The sequence below is a fragment of the Paraburkholderia fungorum genome (genome assembly GCF_003610895.1).
GTDB classification, from domain to species: domain Bacteria; phylum Pseudomonadota; class Gammaproteobacteria; order Burkholderiales; family Burkholderiaceae; genus Paraburkholderia; species Paraburkholderia fungorum_B.
Genome location: NZ_MCAS01000069.1, coordinates 236,096 through 253,656 on the forward strand (window position 1 = coordinate 236,096; position 17,561 = coordinate 253,656).

At 62.7% G+C, this 17,561-nt stretch carries 17 protein-coding genes; 5 read left to right on the forward strand and 12 right to left on the reverse strand.

Features of this window, described 5'->3' with window-relative positions:
- Positions 1–77: 77 nt before the first annotated feature.
- The 5 genes from leuS to BCY88_RS39340 form a co-directional block, all read right to left on the reverse strand.
- The gene (gene leuS, locus BCY88_RS39320) at positions 78–2,669 is read right to left on the reverse strand and encodes a leucine--tRNA ligase (protein WP_120349450.1); all 2,592 of its coding nucleotides are present in this window, start codon (positions 2,667–2,669) and stop codon (positions 78–80) included.
- 284 nt (positions 2,670–2,953) lie between these two features.
- On the reverse strand, positions 2,954–3,385 hold the full coding sequence (locus BCY88_RS39325) for an ExbD/TolR family protein (RefSeq protein WP_120349451.1): 432 nt from the start codon (positions 3,383–3,385) through the stop codon (positions 2,954–2,956).
- A gap of 31 nt (positions 3,386–3,416) precedes the next feature.
- The gene (locus tag BCY88_RS39330) at positions 3,417–4,127 is read right to left on the reverse strand and encodes a MotA/TolQ/ExbB proton channel family protein (RefSeq protein WP_120349452.1); all 711 of its coding nucleotides are present in this window, start codon (positions 4,125–4,127) and stop codon (positions 3,417–3,419) included.
- Between the two features lie 77 nt (positions 4,128–4,204).
- The gene (gene dapB / locus BCY88_RS39335) at positions 4,205–5,002 is read right to left on the reverse strand and encodes a 4-hydroxy-tetrahydrodipicolinate reductase (protein ID WP_120349453.1); all 798 of its coding nucleotides are present in this window, start codon (positions 5,000–5,002) and stop codon (positions 4,205–4,207) included.
- 200 nt (positions 5,003–5,202) lie between these two features.
- Positions 5,203–6,048 (reverse strand): outer membrane protein assembly factor BamE, encoded by an 846-nt coding sequence (locus BCY88_RS39340; RefSeq protein ID WP_120349454.1) that lies wholly within the window; start codon positions 6,046–6,048, stop codon positions 5,203–5,205.
- A 158-nt stretch (positions 6,049–6,206) separates the two neighbouring features.
- Between BCY88_RS39340 and fur the strand changes: the two genes are divergently transcribed.
- Positions 6,207–6,635 (forward strand): ferric iron uptake transcriptional regulator, encoded by a 429-nt coding sequence (gene fur, locus BCY88_RS39345; protein ID WP_012434340.1) that lies wholly within the window; start codon positions 6,207–6,209, stop codon positions 6,633–6,635.
- 169 nt (positions 6,636–6,804) lie between these two features.
- Here the strand turns inward: fur and BCY88_RS39350 are convergent, their stop codons facing one another.
- The 3 genes from BCY88_RS39350 to BCY88_RS39360 form a co-directional block, all read right to left on the reverse strand.
- Positions 6,805–7,317 (reverse strand): ureidoglycolate lyase, encoded by a 513-nt coding sequence (locus tag BCY88_RS39350; protein ID WP_120349455.1) that lies wholly within the window; start codon positions 7,315–7,317, stop codon positions 6,805–6,807.
- A 13-nt stretch (positions 7,318–7,330) separates the two neighbouring features.
- Complete coding sequence (alc, locus tag BCY88_RS39355; protein WP_120349456.1) at positions 7,331–8,341, reverse strand: allantoicase; 1,011 nt, start codon at positions 8,339–8,341, stop codon at positions 7,331–7,333.
- Between the two features lie 132 nt (positions 8,342–8,473).
- Positions 8,474–9,796, reverse strand: a complete 1,323-nt coding sequence (locus tag BCY88_RS39360; protein ID WP_120349457.1) for a C4-dicarboxylate transporter DctA — start codon at positions 9,794–9,796, stop codon at positions 8,474–8,476.
- Positions 9,797–10,023: 227 nt separating this feature from the next.
- Between BCY88_RS39360 and BCY88_RS39365 the strand changes: the two genes are divergently transcribed.
- Positions 10,024–10,716 (forward strand): FadR/GntR family transcriptional regulator, encoded by a 693-nt coding sequence (locus tag BCY88_RS39365; RefSeq protein ID WP_120349458.1) that lies wholly within the window; start codon positions 10,024–10,026, stop codon positions 10,714–10,716.
- Between the two features lie 77 nt (positions 10,717–10,793).
- Here the strand turns inward: BCY88_RS39365 and gap are convergent, their stop codons facing one another.
- The gene (gene gap, locus BCY88_RS39370) at positions 10,794–11,804 is read right to left on the reverse strand and encodes a type I glyceraldehyde-3-phosphate dehydrogenase (protein ID WP_074282197.1); all 1,011 of its coding nucleotides are present in this window, start codon (positions 11,802–11,804) and stop codon (positions 10,794–10,796) included.
- 96 nt (positions 11,805–11,900) lie between these two features.
- Entirely contained in the window at positions 11,901–13,922 is a 2,022-nt protein-coding gene (gene tkt, locus BCY88_RS39375) for a transketolase (RefSeq protein ID WP_120349459.1), read from the reverse strand.
- Between the two features lie 281 nt (positions 13,923–14,203).
- Here tkt and speE point away from each other — a divergent pair, with 281 nt between their 5' ends.
- From speE to BCY88_RS39390, 3 genes are all read left to right on the forward strand, one after another.
- Entirely contained in the window at positions 14,204–15,073 is an 870-nt protein-coding gene (speE, locus tag BCY88_RS39380; RefSeq protein ID WP_120349460.1) for a polyamine aminopropyltransferase, read from the forward strand.
- A gap of 113 nt (positions 15,074–15,186) precedes the next feature.
- A complete protein-coding gene (locus BCY88_RS39385) occupies positions 15,187–15,600 on the forward strand; it encodes a VOC family protein (RefSeq protein WP_054034519.1) in 414 nt (137 codons plus the stop codon).
- Positions 15,601–15,619: 19 nt separating this feature from the next.
- Positions 15,620–16,360 (forward strand): 16S rRNA (uracil(1498)-N(3))-methyltransferase, encoded by a 741-nt coding sequence (locus BCY88_RS39390; protein ID WP_120349494.1) that lies wholly within the window; start codon positions 15,620–15,622, stop codon positions 16,358–16,360.
- 98 nt (positions 16,361–16,458) lie between these two features.
- On the opposite strand, the gene BCY88_RS39395 is transcribed toward BCY88_RS39390, so the two are convergent.
- Entirely contained in the window at positions 16,459–17,019 is a 561-nt protein-coding gene (locus BCY88_RS39395) for a barstar family protein (protein WP_120349495.1), read from the reverse strand.
- Positions 17,020–17,035: 16 nt separating this feature from the next.
- Positions 17,036–17,446 carry a guanyl-specific ribonuclease gene (locus BCY88_RS39400; protein ID WP_120349461.1) on the reverse strand — a complete coding sequence of 137 codons (411 nt, stop codon included), beginning with the start codon at positions 17,444–17,446 and terminating at the stop codon, positions 17,036–17,038.
- Positions 17,447–17,561: the final 115 nt, after the last annotated feature.

Sequence of the window (17,561 nt, forward strand, 5' to 3'; positions counted from 1 at the left end):
CGCAGTAGATTCCGCGACGCAAGCAAGCGCCGCCTCGTACGGCGACGTCCTGCCTGCTGTCATGTTCCGGTGGGCTGTCAAACGACCACGTTCACGAGACGGCCCGGCACCACGACGATCTTCTTCGGCGCCTTGCCTTCGCTGAACTTCTCGACCGCCTCATGAGCGGCGGCGAGCTTTTCGATCGCTTCACGTGTCGCATCTTTCGCCACCGTGAGCGCGCCACGCACCTTGCCATTCACTTGCAGCACGAGTTCGATTTCGGCCTGTTCCAGCGCCTGTTCATCGACCTTCGGCCAAGCGGCGTCGAGCAGCGAGCCGAATTCGTCGGCGTAACCGAGTTCCTGCCACAACTGGAACGTTTGATGCGGCACCACCGGGTACAGCACGCGCAGCATCACGCTGTACGTCTCGCGCAGCACCGCCGGTTGTGCGCCCTTCGCGCTGTCGAGCGCGTTGAGCATCTTCATCGCCGCCGACACGACCGTGTTGTATTGCAAGCGCTGGTAGTCGAAATCGGCCTGCTTCAGCACGCTGTAGATTTCGCGGCGCAGCACCTTGTCGACTTCGCCGAGTTGCGCGGCGTCGAATTTGCCGCCGGCGCGCAGCGCAGCTTCATTCGCATGACCGAAGCTCCACACGCGGCGCAGGAAGCGGCTCGCGCCTTCCACGCCCGAACCGGACCATTCGAGCTGCTGCTCGGGCGGTGCGGCGAACATCACGAACAGACGCGCGGTGTCCGCGCCGTGCTGATCGATCAGCAATTGCGGATCGACGCCGTTGTTCTTCGACTTCGACATCTTCTCGACGCCGCCGAGCACCACCGGCTGGCCGTCCGCGTTCAACACGGCGCCGACCGGGCGGCCCTTGTCGTCGAACGAGACAGTGACGTCGGCCGGGTTGTACCAAGTCTTCTTACCCGCTTCGCTTTCGCGGTAGTAGGTTTCGTTGAGCACCATGCCCTGCGTGAGCAGATTCCTGGCCGGCTCGCCGAAGTTGATCAGGCCCATGTCGCGCATCACCTTCGCCCAGAAGCGCGAATACAAGAGGTGCAGGATCGCGTGCTCGATGCCGCCGATATACTGATCCATCGGCGCCCAGTAGTCGGTGCGCTCGTCGACCATGGTCTTCGCGTCCGGCGCCGCATAGCGATAGAAGTACCAGGACGAATCGACGAAGGTGTCCATCGTGTCGGTTTCGCGTTTGGCCGCACCGCCGCAGGTTGGGCACGTGCAGTTCACAAACGCTTCGGATTTCGCGAGCGGATTGCCCGTGCCGTCCGGCACGAGGTCTTCCGGCAGCACAACCGGCAGATCCTTTTCCGGCACCGGCACGTCGCCGCAGGTCGGGCAGTGGATGATCGGAATCGGCGTGCCCCAATAACGCTGGCGCGACACGCCCCAATCACGCAGACGCCACGTGATCTGTTTATCGCCGAGGCCGAGTTCTTTCAGATCGGCGGCGATCTGGTCGACTGCCTGCTCGTAGGTGAGACCGTCGTACTTGCCGCTGTTGATCAGCGTGCCGGTCTTGTCGCCGTACCATTCTTGCCAGGCATCGGTTGAGTATTCCTTGCCTTCAACCGCCACCACCTGTTTGATCGGCAGGTTGTATTTCTTCACGAACGCGAAGTCGCGCTCGTCGTGCGCCGGCACGCCCATCACCGCGCCTTCGCCGTAGCTCATCAGCACGTAGTTGCCGATCCACACTTCGACCTGTTCCTGCGTCAGCGGATGCGTGACGTAGAAGCCGGTGGCCATGCCCTTCTTTTCCATCGTCGCGACGTCGGCTTCAGCCACACCGCCGCGCTTGCATTCTTCGATGAAGGCTTGCAATTCCGGCTTGTCTTTGGCGAGGCGCGTGGCGAGCGGATGCTCGGCGGCGACCGCGCAGAAGGTCACGCCCATGATCGTGTCGGCGCGCGTGGTGAACACACGCAGCAGCTTCTGTTCACCGTCGATCTCGTACGGGAAACCGAAGTTCACGCCGAAGCTCTTGCCGATCCAGTTCTGCTGCATGATCTTGACGCGCTCGGGCCAGCCGAGGCCTTCGAGGTCGTTCAGCAGTTCATCCGCGTATTGCGTGATACGCATGTAGTACATCGGGATTTCGCGCTTTTCGATCAGCGCGCCCGAGCGCCAGCCGCGGCCGTCGATCACCTGCTCGTTGGCGAGCACAGTCTGATCGACCGGGTCCCAATTGACGGTGCCGGTTTTCTTGTACGCGATGCCCTTTTCGAGCATCTTCAGGAACAGCCACTGGTTCCACTTGTAGTAATCGGGGCTGCAGGTTGCGACTTCGCGCGACCAGTCGATCGCGAGACCCATCGACTGCATCTGCTTCTTCATGTAAGCGATGTTGTCGTAGGTCCACTGCGCGGGCGGCACGTTGTTGGCCATCGCGGCGTTTTCCGCAGGCATGCCGAACGCGTCCCAGCCCATCGGCATCAGCACGTTGTAGCCGTTCATCCGCAGATAGCGGTACATCACGTCGTTGATCGTGTAGTTCCGAACGTGCCCCATGTGCAGCTTGCCCGACGGGTACGGCAGCATCGAGACGCAATAGAACTTGGGCTTGTCGGTGGTTTCCGACGTCTTGTACGCGTCGATGGCGCGCCATTGCCCTTGCGCGGCGGCTTCGACGTCGGAGGGAACGTATTTTTCGTGCATGGTGTGATGGAATCGCTGGGTTCGGTGCTTTCGCACCGGCCGTCCTGGTGCTCTGCTGGATGAAATGGCGTCGTTTCCCCTTCTGCGGGGGAAAGGGCTGATTATACCGTCCGCGGACGGGTGCGCCGCGTGGCGTGGTGCGCGGGCGCGACGGGGCTCGGCCGGATTGTGGCCGATGCGGCCTTACGCGGCTGGCTACCCTGGCGCTCATTCCCGGCGAGGGCGTGACTAACGACCCGACTAACGAGCCCGCTGGCTCACACCCGGCAGCAACGGCAATGATGCTACTGGTTCGCGCCCGGCGGCGGCGGATCGGTTACGAAGCCGATCCGCTCGAGTCCGGCCTGCTGCGCCGCGCCCATGACCTGCGCGATCACCTCATAACGCGTGGAGCGCTCGGCGCGCAATTGAATCTCAGGCTGATCAGTCTGTTTGCCCGCCTCCACGAAGCGCGCGCGCATCTGCTGCAACGTGATGACGGTGCCGTTCCAGTACAGCTTGCCGGCGGCATCGATTGAAAGCGAAACGGTTTGCGGTGTTTGCCGCGCGGGCGCTGCCGCGACTTTGGGTAAGTCGAGCCGGATCGCGTGCGTGAATAAAGGCGCGGTAATGATAAAAATCACCAGCAGCACGAGCATCACGTCGATCAACGGCGTCATGTTGATCTCGGCCATCGGCGCGGCCGTCTGCTTTTTCTCGAGTCCGCCGAATGCCATGTCGCCTCCTTCTCTCGCCGCGGCGCCGCGCTTAGTAGATCCGTGCCTGTGCTGGCTGGGGCTGAGGCTTTGGCTGATCCGTCGGCGCGCACACATAGGCGTGCAGATCGTGCGCGAAGCCGTCGAGGTCTTCGGTCAACTGGCGCACGAGGCGCCCGAAGACGTTATAGGCGAGCACCGCCGGAATCGCGACCACGAGGCCGAAGGCCGTCATGATCAGCGCCTCGCCGACCGGGCCCGCCACGTTTTCGATCTGCGCCTGACCGCTCGCCGCAATGCTGCCGAGCGCGTGATAGATGCCCCAAACCGTGCCGAGCAAGCCGACGAACGGCGCCGTGCTGCCCACTGAGGCCAGCAGCACCTGGCCGAACTCGAGCCGCCGTTGCGACGCATTGAGCGCCTGACGCAGCGCGCGCAACACGCGCTCGCTGCGCTCGACACGAGCAAGCAGCGCACCGGGAATATCGACTTCAGCCGCGTGCAGGGCAGCTTCAGCGAGCGGCGTAAACACGCGCTCGCGGTCCACCCGCTTCATTGCCGCGACGCCGTCCGACAACGTCGACGCCTGCCAGAACTGCGCAATCGCCGGCGTGGCCTGGCGCCTGGCACGCGAGAGAACCCAGCTTTTGACGATCAGAAAGCACCAGCTTGCAATCGACATAGCCAGCAGCACATACGCGACGCCATGCGTGATCGCGTCACCGGTTTCCAGGTAGTGGATGATGCCGCTGCTGCCTGCCATCTGACCTCGCCATTGGAAAGTGATTACAGGGCGCTACACAAGAGCAAAACGGGGCCGCAACCGCCCCCGTGACACGCTCAACGCAGGCCGAGCACGTCCTGCATGTCGAAGAAACCGTTCTTGTGGCCTTCGAGGAAACGGACAGCACGAAGCGCGCCTTGCGCATACGACAGGCGGCTCGCCGACTTGTGCGTAATCTCGATACGTTCGCCGATGCCGGCAAACAGCACCGTATGGTCGCCCACGATGTCGCCGCCGCGAATCGCCGAAAAACCGATCGTGGACGGATCGCGTTCGCCGGTCACGCCTTCGCGGCTGTACACCGCGCAATCGTCGAGATTGCGGCCGAGCGCATTGGCAATCACTTCACCCATGGTCAGCGCGGTGCCGGACGGCGCATCGACCTTATGACGGTGATGCGCCTCGATGATTTCGATGTCGTAGCCGGTCGCGAAATGCTTCGCGGCGTACTCGAGCAGCTTGAGCGTAACGTTGACGCCCACGCTCATGTTCGAGGAAAACATGATGGCGATCTTGTCCGCCGCAGCGCGCAGTTGTGCTTTCTGCTCGTTGTCGAAACCGGTCGTGCCGATCACCATTTTGACGTTGTGACGCTGCGCGGCTTCCAGATGCACCAACGTGCCTTCGGGACGCGTGAAGTCGATCAGGTAGTCCGACTCGGCGAACACGCGCTCGATATCGTCCGTCAGCAGCACGCCGGTCTGTTTGCCGAGAAACGCGCCGGCGTCCTGACCGAGTTGCGGGGAGCCTGCACGATCGAGTGCGCCGGACAGCGTGGCGCCGGAATCGTTGAGGACGGTTTCGATGAGCATCCGGCCCATACGGCCCGATGCGCCAGCAATGGCAATTTTCATGGCTACGAGGGTTCGAAAGGGGTAAAACGCGGAAAAAACCCGTCAAATGCGGGCAAAAACGGCGGCGGGCAGCACGCCTCGGCGCCGCACTGACTGAACCAGCAGAATACCTGACGGCCGCCACGCACGGCATGTTGTTGCCCGCACGTGGCGCCTGAACGCCGTTTTCGCCGTGCCTTATCAAGACACGGACAGCCTGATTAGTTGCCTGTTCCCGAAGATGCGGGAGAAGCAGGCGAAGCAGTCAGCGGTGCGTTCAACGTCGGGCCGCCACTGCCGCTTTGCGAGCCCGTCGGTCCCACCGGGTTTTCCTGTGAGCCGGAAACTTGCGGCGGCGGCGGACGGTGGAACTGGAACTGCGGCTGCCCGGCGGCCGTTGGGCCTTGCGACGGGATACCGCCACCGTTGGCGGTCGGCACGGCCGCGCGCGCGGAAGATTGCGCATTCGACGGCGTCTGCACCGCATTGGTCAACCGGTTGGCGGCCTGCGCGGCTTCCGCGTTGGCGTCCGTTGACGGCAGGGCCGCTGCTGCGGCGGCTGCGTCGGCGGATGGCGAACGCGTGGTGTCCACCGTAGCCGGCGCCGCAGCCACCGGCGCGCTGGCGCCAGTTGCTGCGCTAGCCACGTTCGGCACCGGCGCCTTCTTCTTGCCGAGCTTGTCGCCGTCGATTTCAGCCAGCAACTCGAGGTTGGAAGGCAGATCTTCGCCACCCGACCAGCTGGCGACGCGGTCACCCGCGAACAGGATCACGAAATCGCGCTGCTGCACGACGTTCGTCGAGCCGCGTTTGAAATAGAACACGTAGTCCCAGCGGTCTGCGTGGAACATGTCGGTCAGGAGCGGCGTGCCAAGCAACTGCTTGACCTGCGCGCGCGACATGCCGACCTGCATCTGCGCAGCCGCTTCCTTCGAGACGAAATTGCCTTGCACCACCGTAATACGATACGGCGTGATGCTCTGGGCAACGCGCTGCGTCAAACTGTCGTAGGTGGAACATCCGGCAAGAACCGCGACAGTCGCAACAGCGATCAAGGTACCCCGCATGCGGCTCCCCCGGTAGATCAATTGAGATTTTGAAATCATTTCACTCACCGTGCGGGCCCGCTGACGAGCCGCGCGAGTTTCATTCCATCGAAGATGACCAGAACGGCAAAAACACATTACTATGAGAGCCCAGCATTGTACTCTAGGGATCCCTTGTCATGACCAATCCAACCGATCTCAAGAATATCGGGCTCAAGGCGACCCTTCCGCGCCTCAAAATCCTTGAGATTTTCCAGCATAGCCCGGTGCGCCACCTGACCGCAGAAGACGTCTACCGTAACCTTCTGCACGAAGAACTCGATATCGGTCTCGCAACCGTGTATCGCGTGCTGACGCAGTTCGAGCAGGCCGGCCTGCTCTCGCGCAGCAATTTCGAGTCGGGCAAGGCCGTGTTCGAATTGAACGAAGGGTCACACCACGACCACCTCGTTTGCCTCGATTGCGGGCTCGTCGAAGAGTTTTTCGACTCCGAGATCGAGAGCCGCCAGCAGTCCATCGCAAAGGAACGCGGCTTCAAGCTGCAGGAGCATGCGCTGGCGCTGTACGGCGCGTGCACCAAGGAAAATTGCCCGCATCGCAAGCACTGAAGCGGGATTGGTGCAATGTCGGCCGCGTCGGGGTGCGCGGTACGGCAGGTAACGAAAAAACCCGGCCGATGAAAATCAGCCGGGTTTTTTGCGTGTGCGGCGCGACGGCCGTGCCGTCTGGCCTATCCGGCATGGCCGCCGGGCGGTGACGCCAGCCGGGTCCGCCAGCTCAGTCCACCAATTCGGCGCTCGCTTCAAACAGCAACCGCCACGGCTCAGCTAAAGGCATCTCATCGCAGTTGGGCTGCTCGCCGCCACGATCCACGACCACAAAATCGCTCACCTGGTCGAGTGCGAGGAGCGGATGATGCCAAACGCCTTTGGCATAGTTCACACCTTGCCAGCCCTCGCTCCAGAACGCCCGCATCCGCGCCGGATTCAATTCGCCGGCCGGCGCGACGACCACCAGATAGCGGTGCGCCGTTAAGGGAATGAAAGCCTGACTGCCCAGCGGATGCCGTTCCATCATGGCGATTTCGACCGGCAGCGCGCGCGGCTGCGCCCGAAACAGATTGATCAGCGGCCGGCCGCCGTTCTCCGTGACGTCGACGTTCGCGAGGTCGTGATAGCGCTCGGTCGTGCCGCCGTTGATCGGAAAATGGCGCGCACCGTCCAGTTCGATGACGTCGCCGAACGGCGCAAAAGCCGTCCGCGTCAGGCGTTCCACATGCAAGGTCTTCATCGACGCGACTCCGTTACGCGATCTCGCCCCACAAGCGCAGGCGCGATACGCCTCCGTCCGGGAAGACGTTGAAGCGCACGTGCGTCACCGGCCCAAGGGACGCGATACCGTCCGTGAACGTGTGCACGTGATCCATCTGCAATTTCTGCTCGCCGATCAGCACCGGCCAGAACATCGCCTGCGTGATGAGCGAATCGTCGGTGCCGCCCGTCACCGAGGCCGCCTGCAGCGAGCAGCGATCCGGGTAATTGCCCTTGAAATGCGCCGTATCCACTTCGATCTTGCGAATCACGCCCGGCCGCGCCAGCGCGACGATCGCCCAGTCATTGCCCGGCTCGCGACGGCGCCGGGTTTCCCAGCCATCGCCCATATTGACGCCACGGCCCGGCATCAGCATCTGCGAAGCCGGCCCGAAATGCTGATTGTTCGCGGCGACGAGGTACGCGCCGTTTTCGATCGCGGCGAGATCCAGCAGCGTGCCGCGCTCGACGCGATCCCAGTCGCGCTTCGGCTGGCCATACACCCGCAGACGCGCGAGACCGCCGTCCGGATACAGATTCACGCGCAGATGCGTGAAGGCGCGGGCGTCGGTCACTTCGACGTAATGGTGCTGGTTGCCCTGCAGCGTGGTGGCCGGCACGAGCGTCTGCCAGTCGGCATTGTCGGGCGGCAGTTCGCCGTCCACGTAGCACGCGTCGATCGATGCGGCTGGCGGGAAATTGCCGGTGAAGTGACTCGTGTCCAGATCGACGCCGTATACGACGCCCGGCCGCGCGAGCCGGATCACGCAATAGTCGTGGCCGGTGGTGCGCTTGCGGCGGGTTTCCCAGCCGTCCATCCATTTGCCGTGATCGTCGTATTTGCCGGGGATGAACACCGCCGGCTGCGGCTCGAGCATGCGCTCTTTCGGCGCGAAGAATTCGTCGCTCGCATAGAGCGCCTTCGCGCCCAGACGCGGGTCGGCGAGGTTCATGTAGCGACGGGTGAAAGCGGGGGCGTTGGGGTCGAGGATCGGATTAGCCATAGTCTCAGTCAGGCGACGAAAAGTGAGAGGAGCCGGCGGAGTCAGACCATCCGCCGGAGCAGAACGCGCGCTGCGTTGGCGCGCTGTTGAATAGCGGTGAATCTGGCCGCGGTGCGACGCGGCCGAACCTTGTCAAACGGCCGGCACATGTTCACCGGAGGTGGTCTCGGCACCTTCGCCGGCGGGCACGTAGCGCAGCGCTTCGTCACGGTTGAGCACGCGATGAGCGCGCGCCCGGTCGATATCGTTTTCCCACACGGCCACCACCACGGTTGCCACGCAGTTGCCGATCAGGTTAGTCAGCGCGCGGGCAATGCCGACGAACCAGTCGACCGGCAGAATCAACACGAGACCGAGCACGGGAATCGCCGGAATCGCGGACAGCGTCGCGGCCAGAATCACGATGGCCGAGCCGGGAATGCCGTGCGCGCCCTTCGACGTCACCAGCGACACCAGCACCACCACGATCAGATCATGCACGGACAGCGGCGTATTGGTCGCTTGTGCGATGAAAATCACCGCAAGTGTCAAATAGATGGAGAAGCCGTCGAGATTGAAGGAGTAGCCGGTAGGAATGACCAGCCCGACGGTCGAATCCTTAACGCCCATCCATTCGAGCTTGCGCATGATCTGCGGCAGCACGGCGTCCGAAGAAGCGGTGCCGAGCACGATCGAGAGCTCTTCGCGCAGATAGCGGATCAGCTTGAAGATGCTGAAGCCGGCGAGGCGCATCACCACGCCCAGCACGACCACCACGAACACGATACAGCTAGCGTAGAACACCACCACGAGCATGCCGAGTTGCTTGAGCGATTCGACGCCGTAGGTGCCCGTCGTGAACGCGATCGCACCAAGCACGCCGAGCGGCGCGAGCTTGATGATGAAACCCATCACGCGGAAGAACACCTGCGAAAGCTCGTCGATCAGGCTGCTCACGCGTTGCGCCTTATTGCCGAGCAGCGACAACGCCGAACCGAACAGCACCGAAAACACGAGGATTTGCAGGATGTCGCCGGTCGCGAATGCGTTGATCGCCGTGTCGGGGATGATCTTCAGAAGAAAGCCGGCCGTGTCCTTGAGGCTCTTCGCGTTCTCGGTGTAGGTCGCGAGCGATGCGGGATCGAGCGAGTGCAGGTTGATATTCATACCGACGCCAGGCCGCGTTGCGTAAGCCAGCACCGCGCCGATCACGAGCGCAATCGTCGTCATGACCTCGAAATAGACCACCGCCTTCAGGCCCACGCGGCCGACTTTGCGCAGATCGCCGGCATGCGCCATGCCGCTCACCACCACGCAGAAGACGATCGGACCGATCACCATCTTGATCAGCTTGAGAAAACCGTCGCCGAGCGGGCGCAGCGATTGGGCGAAATGCGGAAACACGGCGCCGATCACGATGCCCGCCACCAGCGCTATGACGACCCGGCCAAACAGTGAATTGAAGAACTTCAACACGGCTTCCTCCTGGTTAGGATTCACATCTGTTCAGACTGGTCCGACCAGTACTGTTATGGCAGATAGTAGGAAGCCGATATACTGGCGTCAAGAAATCATTAAATAGCGTTTACCCGCTGTTTTTTAATCGTTTTAGGGCGGGATTGCGCATGTTTGACGACTCATCGCACGAGCGTTCAGAACGCGCATACAATGCTGGTCAGACCGCGCACTTAAAGTGAGCCACGATGAAAAATGTTCCGCATACCGTCACCGATGCCGCTATCGCGATCATCCGCGAACGGATCGAAGCGGGCGTCTATCCCGTGGGCAGTTTGCTGCCGGCGCAGCGTCAGCTCTCCGAGGAACTCGCGATCAGCCGCGCGTCGCTGCGCGAGGCGCTCTCCACGCTCGAAGCACTCGGTCTGCTGACAATCCGCCCCGGCAAGGGCGTCTACGTGGAAAGCGCGCAGGCGGTGGCCGCCCAGTCGTGGCGTTTCGCGGAACAGTCTTCGCTGCCTGATACGTACCAGATGCGTTTTGCGCTGGAAGGCTTCATTGCGCGCATGGCAGCGCTGGCCGTCAGCGAGTCCGATCTCGCCTGGTTCGAAAACAACATCGCGGCCATGCAAACGGCGCTCGCCTGCGACGAACTCGATGAAGCCGCCCGCCTCGACTACGGCTTTCACATGCGCATCGTGAGCATTGCCGGCAATGCGGCAATCGAATCGATCCTCGGCAGCGCCGCGGAAATCATGAAGGAAAGCCAGCGGATGCCGTTTTACCGGCGCGAGTTGGTGCTCTCCACCTACACCGAGCATCGGGCGATTCTCGACGCGCTCAAGGCGCGCGATTCCGCCGCGGCCGGCAAGGCGATCGAAACCCATATCTCGAACGCCGCACAGCGCGCCGGCGTCTATTTCCCGACGCCGCAGGCGTAAAAAAGCCGCTCCGAGGAGCGGCTTTTGTCTTTCTGCCCTGCTGGCCCGCGGGCCACAGGACATAGAAAGCAAACAGCTTACTTCGCGTTGGCCAGTGCCACGGCCGTGTCCAGCATGCGGTTCGAGAAGCCCCACTCGTTGTCGTACCAGCTCGACACCTTCACCAGACGGCCCGACACCTTGGTCAGCGTGGAGTCGAACGTCGACGAAGCCGGGTTGTGGTTGAAGTCGATCGAAACCAGCGGCGCCGTGTTGTAGCCGAGGATGCCCTTGAGCGAGCCTTCCGATGCTTCCTTCATGATCGCGTTGACTTCCTCGACCGTCGTATCGCGCGCTGCGATGAACGACAGGTCGACGATCGACACGTTGATCGTCGGGACGCGAATTGCATAGCCGTCCAGCTTGCCGTTCAGTTCCGGCATCACCAGACCGACTGCCGACGCAGCGCCGGTCTTGGCCGGGATCTGGCTGTGCGTGGCCGAGCGCGCGCGGCGCAGGTCTTCGTGGTACACGTCCGTCAGCACCTGGTCGTTCGTGTATGCGTGGATCGTGGTCATCAGACCGTTCACCAGGCCGATCTTGTCGTTCAGCGGCTTGACGAGCGGTGCCAGGCAGTTGGTCGTGCACGATGCGTTCGAGATCACCGTGTCCGATGCCTTCAGGACATGGTGGTTCACACCGTAGACGATCGTCGCGTCGACGTCTTTACCGCCCGGCGCCGAGATGATGACCTTCTTTGCGCCGCCCTTGATGTGCGCGCTCGCTTTTTCCTTGGTCGTGAAAAAGCCCGTGCATTCCAGCACGATGTCGACGTTCAGTTCGCCCCACGGCAGTTCTGCCGGGTTGCGGTTGGCCAGCACGCGGATCTTGTCGCCATTGACAACCAGGTAGTCGCCGTCCACCGACACTTCGCCCGGGAACTTGCCGTGTGCCGTGTCGTATTGCGTCAGGTGAGCGTTGGTCTTGGCATCGCCAAGATCGTTGATGGCGACGATTTCGATATCGTGCTTCTTGCCGTTTTCATAGAAGGCGCGCAGCGTGTTGCGGCCGATCCGGCCGTAGCCGTTGATTGCGACGCGAATCGTCATGGTCTATCTCCTGATGGCTGAAAAAAAATCGTCCATGTTGGTCTGATCTGCCGGGATTGCCGCGCGTGGGGAGCGCGCGGCAACCTCGAATGCGAATCAGCCCAGTGCGGCTTTGGCCGTCTCTACGACGTGCTCGACGGTGAAGCCGAAATGCTTGAACAGCACGCCAGCCGGGGCCGATTCGCCGAACGTGTCAATCCCGACCACGCCGCCTTCCAGACCCACGTACTTGCGCCAGAAATCCGAGACGCCCGCTTCGATCGCGACGCGGCGCACGCCGTGCGGCAGCACACGTTCGCGGTACTCGGCGTCCTGCTTGTCGAACACGGTGGTCGACGGCATCGACACGACGCGTGCCGCGATGCCTTCACGCGCCAGCGGCTCGACCGCGTTCAACGCCAGTTCCACTTCCGAACCGGTGGCGATCAGGATGACCTTGCGCGCGACGATCTCGTCGTTCCAGTCGCGCAGCACGTAACCGCCCTTCTCGATGTTGGCGATCTGCGCATCGGTACGCTCCGAGAACAGCAGATTCTGGCGGCTGAAGATCAGGCACGAGGGGCCATGATGCTCGACCGCGTGGGTCCAGGCCACCGCCGTTTCGACCGTATCGGCCGGGCGCCACACTTGCAGATTCGGAATCAGACGCAGGCTCGCGACGTGCTCGATCGACTGGTGAGTCGGGCCGTCTTCGCCGAGACCGATCGAGTCGTGCGTGAACACGAAGATCGACGGCGCTTTCATCAGCGCGGCGACGCGCAGCGCGTTGCGGCTGTAGTCCGAGAACGTCAGGAACGTGCCGCCGAACGCCTTGAAGCCGCCATGCAGCGCGATGCCGTTGATCGCCGCGCTCATGCCGAATTCGCGCACGCCGTAGTTCACGTAGTTGCCGGCTGCCTTGCCTTCAGCGTTCACCCGCACCGGCTTGGCGGCCTTCCAGTTGGTCAGGTTCGAACCGGTCAGGTCGGCGGAGCCGCCGAGCAGTTCCGGCAACACAGCCGACAGACCTTCGATTGCCTGTTGCGATGCCTTGCGCGTCGCGACGGTTTCCTTGCGTTCGTTCGCGCCGGCGATGATGGCTTGCGCCTTTTCCTTCCAGTCCGCGGGCAATTGCTTCGCGTCGCGGCGCTTGAATTCAGCCGCTTCCTGCGGGTATTTGGCTGCGTACGCCGCAAACGCCTTGTCCCACTCGGATTCGTTGCGAGCGCCGGCTTCCGTTGCGTCCCATGCTGCATAGACTTCTTGCGGAATCACGAATGGCTCCCACTTCCAGCCGATCGCTTCGCGGGTGGCCGCGATTTCCTTGTCGCCGAGCGGCGAGCCATGCGAATCGTGGCTGCCGGCCTTGGTCGGCGCGCCTTCGCCGATCACGGTCTTGCAGCAGATCAGCGTCGGCTTGTCCGACAGCTTGGCTTGTTTGATCGCCGCGTCCACAGCGTCGACGTCGTGGCCGACCACGTTCGGGATCACGTTCCAGCCGTACGCTTCGAAGCGCTTGGGCGTGTCGTCGTGGAACCAGTGCACCACTTCGCCGTCGATCGAGATGCCGTTGTCGTCGTAGAACGCGATCAGCTTGTTCAGCTTCAGCACGCCCGCGAGCGAGCAGGCTTCGTGCGAGATGCCTTCCATCAGGCAGCCGTCGCCAACGAACACGTACGTGTGGTGGTCGACGATCTTCGCGTCAGACTTGTTGAATTCGGTGGCAAGCAGCGATTCGGCGAGCGCCATGCCGACCGCGTTCGCCAGACCCTGGCCGAGCGGGCCGGTGGTGGTTTCGACGCCCGGCGTGATGCCGTATTCCGGGTGGCCCGGCGTCTTCGAGTGCATTTGACGGAAGTTCTTCAGCTCTTCCATCGGCAGGTCGTAGCCGGTGAGGTGCAGCAGCGAGTACAGCAGCATCGAGCCGTGGCCGTTCGACAGAACGAAACGGTCGCGATCGGCCCATTGCGGGTTCTTCGGGTTGTGACGCAGATGGCGCGACCACAAAGCCACACCGATTTCGGCCATGCCCATCGGCATGCCGGGGTGGCCGGAATTCGCTTTTTGAACAGCGTCCATGGACAACGCGCGGATCGCGTTGGCCATCAGGGAGGTGGGTGCGGGAGACGGGGTCGTCATGTCGAGTCCGGAGACAGAGTCAGAAAGCGGTACGCGCTTGAGGCCCGGCTGCTCGAATGCCAGTCCACTTCGGCGCACGGTGCGGCGCCAGGAGACGCGAAACGGGCAGAGCAAACGGACAAGGCTGAAAGCGTGACATTCTAACAGAACGTTGCCCCCCTCCCCGCTCGGGAAGCCGCCCGCTTGTGAGGCGAGGCGCACCCAGCGGGGCCGTGCGGCGCTTCCGCCCTTTACAATTGGGCAACCTGAACCCGCCATGCTCCGAACGGAGCCCGCTATCCGTGAGCGCTCCCCTGCTGTTCCACCCGACCGCCGACGCAGTCTACGGATTTCCGAACGCGCGGCGGCTTGCGCGCGTCGATTCGCCCTACCAGCGCATCGAGGTATGGGACACGCCGCAGCTCGGCAGGCTGTTCACGCTCGACGGCCGCCCGATGACTTCGACCGGCGACGAATTCATCTACCACGAATGCATGGTGCATCCGGCCGCGTTGACGCATCCTGCGCCGAAAGCGGCGCTGGTGCTGGGCGGTGGCGACGGCGGCGCCGCACGGCAATTGCTCAGGCACCCCGGCATCGAGCGAATCGTGGTGGCAGAGCTCGATGCCGAAGTCGTACGCCTGACCCGCGAGTATCTGGCCGACGTGCAAGGCAGCGCGTTCGACAACCCGCGCGTCGAGCTTGTGATCGGCGATGCCGCGCATTATGTTGCAGGCGCTACAGCGCAGTTCGATCTGATCGTCTTCGATCTGACGCCGCCGGACTCGCCCGCCGCAGGCCTGTACACACCGGACTTCTACAGGCAGCTCAAGCGCGTCATGAGCCCGAACGCCGTCCTCTCGCTGCATCTCGGCTCGCCGTACTTCCATGCCGAACGCGTCGCCGGCCTGCTCGGCGATCTGCGCGACACATTCGCCATGGTGCGCACGATGCATACCTTCGTTCCGCTCTACGGCTCGCTCTGGATGATGGCGACCGCCAGCGACACGCTCGACCCCGCCGCCCTCACCGCCGAAACCCTCACCCAGCGTCTCGCCGCACGCCAGATCGACTCACTGAGGCACTACGACCCGGCCTTTAACGCCGGACTGTTCTCGGCTTCCCGCTCCGTGCGCGATAAACTAAGTCAATTCTTAAAGCCATCGAGCTAACGCGTGGGCAAAATGCACGGTTCGGTCGGCGCGCGCTGTCGGTAATCCGATACGCAAGCGCCCGCCTGGCCCCGCAGCATGCATCCCGCAACCCCAATGATCTGGAGAACTCCATGACCGCCTCCCGCCCAGCCGGTGTGCCCTGGTTGACCCCCTATCTGACGGTGCGCGACGCACGTGCCGCGACCGCGTTCTTCGAAGCGGCATTCGGCTTCGAGGTACGCGATAGCGTCCAGGACGACGGCGTCGTCATGCATGTCGAGATGACCTATCAAGGCCAGCTGATCGTGATGTTCGCGCCGGAAGGCGCGTTCGGCTCGGCGGCGAAAACACCCAAAAGCGCGGGCGCGATTGCGCCGCAATCGTTTTATGTCTATGTCGACGATGTCGACGCGGTTTACACGCGGGCGCTGGCCGCCGGCGCAAAATCGCTGAGCGAGCCACAGGATCAGTTCTGGGGCGACCGGTTTGCCCAGGTCGAAGATCTGGACGGCTACCGTTGGGCGCTCGCTCGCCACCTTTCCTGAACTAATGAGTATTTTTCTGATGCCTCGCTTCTTCGTCGGTACGCCTCTCAAGCCCGACGACATCATGCAGTTGCCCGATGACGTCACGCGCCACATCCTCGTGCTGCGCTTGCAGCCCGGCGATTCGATCGTGCTTTTCAACGGCGAAGGCGGCGAATACAGCGCCGAACTCGTCGAAGTCGAACGCCGCTCGGCCAAGGTGAGAATTCACGAATTCCGCAATATCGAAGTGGAAGCGCCGTATCACCTCACGCTCGCGCAGGGCATTGCCGGCGGCGACAAAATGGACTGGCTCATCGAGAAGGCGGTCGAACTCGGGGCGTCGTGTTTCGTGCCGCTGACCACCACGCGCAGCGTCGTGCGCCTTGCCGGCGAGCGCGCACAGCGCCGGCACGTGCACTGGCAGGGTATCGTGCGGGCCTCGTGTGAACAGTGCGGGCGCAATCGCCTGCCGGAAGTGATGCCGGTGCGTGAGATCGCCACGTGGCTCGGCGCGCTCCCTCGCACACTTGAAGAAGGCGAACTGCGCATTCTGCTGTCGCCGCGCGCCAGCATCAGCTTTGCCGCGCTGCCCGCCAATCCGCCGCTCGGGCGCGTGACCGTGCTGGTCGGCCCCGAAGGCGGTTTTTCGGCGGCGGAGGAAGCCGCCGCGACCGATCACGGATTTACCGCGGTCGGCCTTGGTCCGCGTGTGCTGCGCACGGAAACCGCGGGCATCGCGGTACTCTCCGCGTTGGCAGCCCGCTGGGGCGGCTGGTAAGCCAACCCTCTGATTCAAAACGCAAAAGGGAAAGGCCCGCCATTTGGCGGGCCTTTCCCTTTGTCTTTCAGCCGCGCAAGCAGCGCGCGAGCCGCGCCTTAAGCAAACGAATAAAACACCCGGAACGCGACCTTGCGCTCGGCCCAGAACTCGGCTGCTTCGCGGAACACGTCCAGTAGCGTCTCGCGCCCTTCCTTGTCGAACTTTTGCGCGACGGGCAACTGCTCGAGCACGATCACGAACCCGGGTTGCGCGCCTGCCTTATGGACCAGGTCGGTCAGACAATCGTAGAGCGCGTCGTAATTCTTGCCGAAATGCTTCGGAAACAGGAACGACGTAGCAATGGTCTCCAGCACCTCCTGCTTGGACTGGGCATTCGCGCAGTAAGCGTACAGAAAATGCTGGCCGAGTTGATTGGCCTCGTCAGCGAGATCCTGCACGCGAAACGCGCGGATCGACTGTACGATGTTCGGTCGTACGGTCTTGAAAAGACTCATGGGCTCCTCGTTCGATGAAAGCACAGTGCCAGCTTCGCTCTGGTTATCCCGGCCCTGGTCGCCGGCGCGCATCCGCATGACGCGCTGGAACAAATTGCCGTCGCCGGCCGCGAAAAGATCCGTCGCGACTCCGGAGTCGTGCGCGTAGACGTTGTCGCTCATGCCGTTCATCCCGATGTCATTCAACAATACGATTAAAACTGGTGTAATGGTCGTCCGAGTAGTAACAGTTGTCGATCCGCTGTAGCGGACCTCCGCAGACGATGCGACGCGCCCCGCGGTTTCTCGAGCGAGGCGTGGGAACGGTGTATTCGTGGTAATAGCCGCGCCGATGCGGCGGCAGCAACCGTTCGCGATTGCCGAATACGATGCCGTCCTTCTCATACGGGTAAGGCCCGCCCGCGGCAATCAAGTTCAATGTATTGACCGCTTCGCGTGGCAACTGCGCCGCCGCGATAGTGCCAGGACCCTGTGCATCGGCGGGTGCCGTGTAGTCGCGCGCAAACGCGCCAGGCACGGAGCCGGATAAAGCGCAGAGCGTCAAAGCACCGATCAGCACGCCTTTAATGCGCTGCCACTTGCGTGCCATGAATCAAGGTTCCCCGCTGTTAGATCACGAGTTTTACGACCATGAAAGTCGTAAGGGTATCGCTAAAACCCCACAGAATCAACGTTCGCCGGACCGGCAAAAGCACCCAAATGCG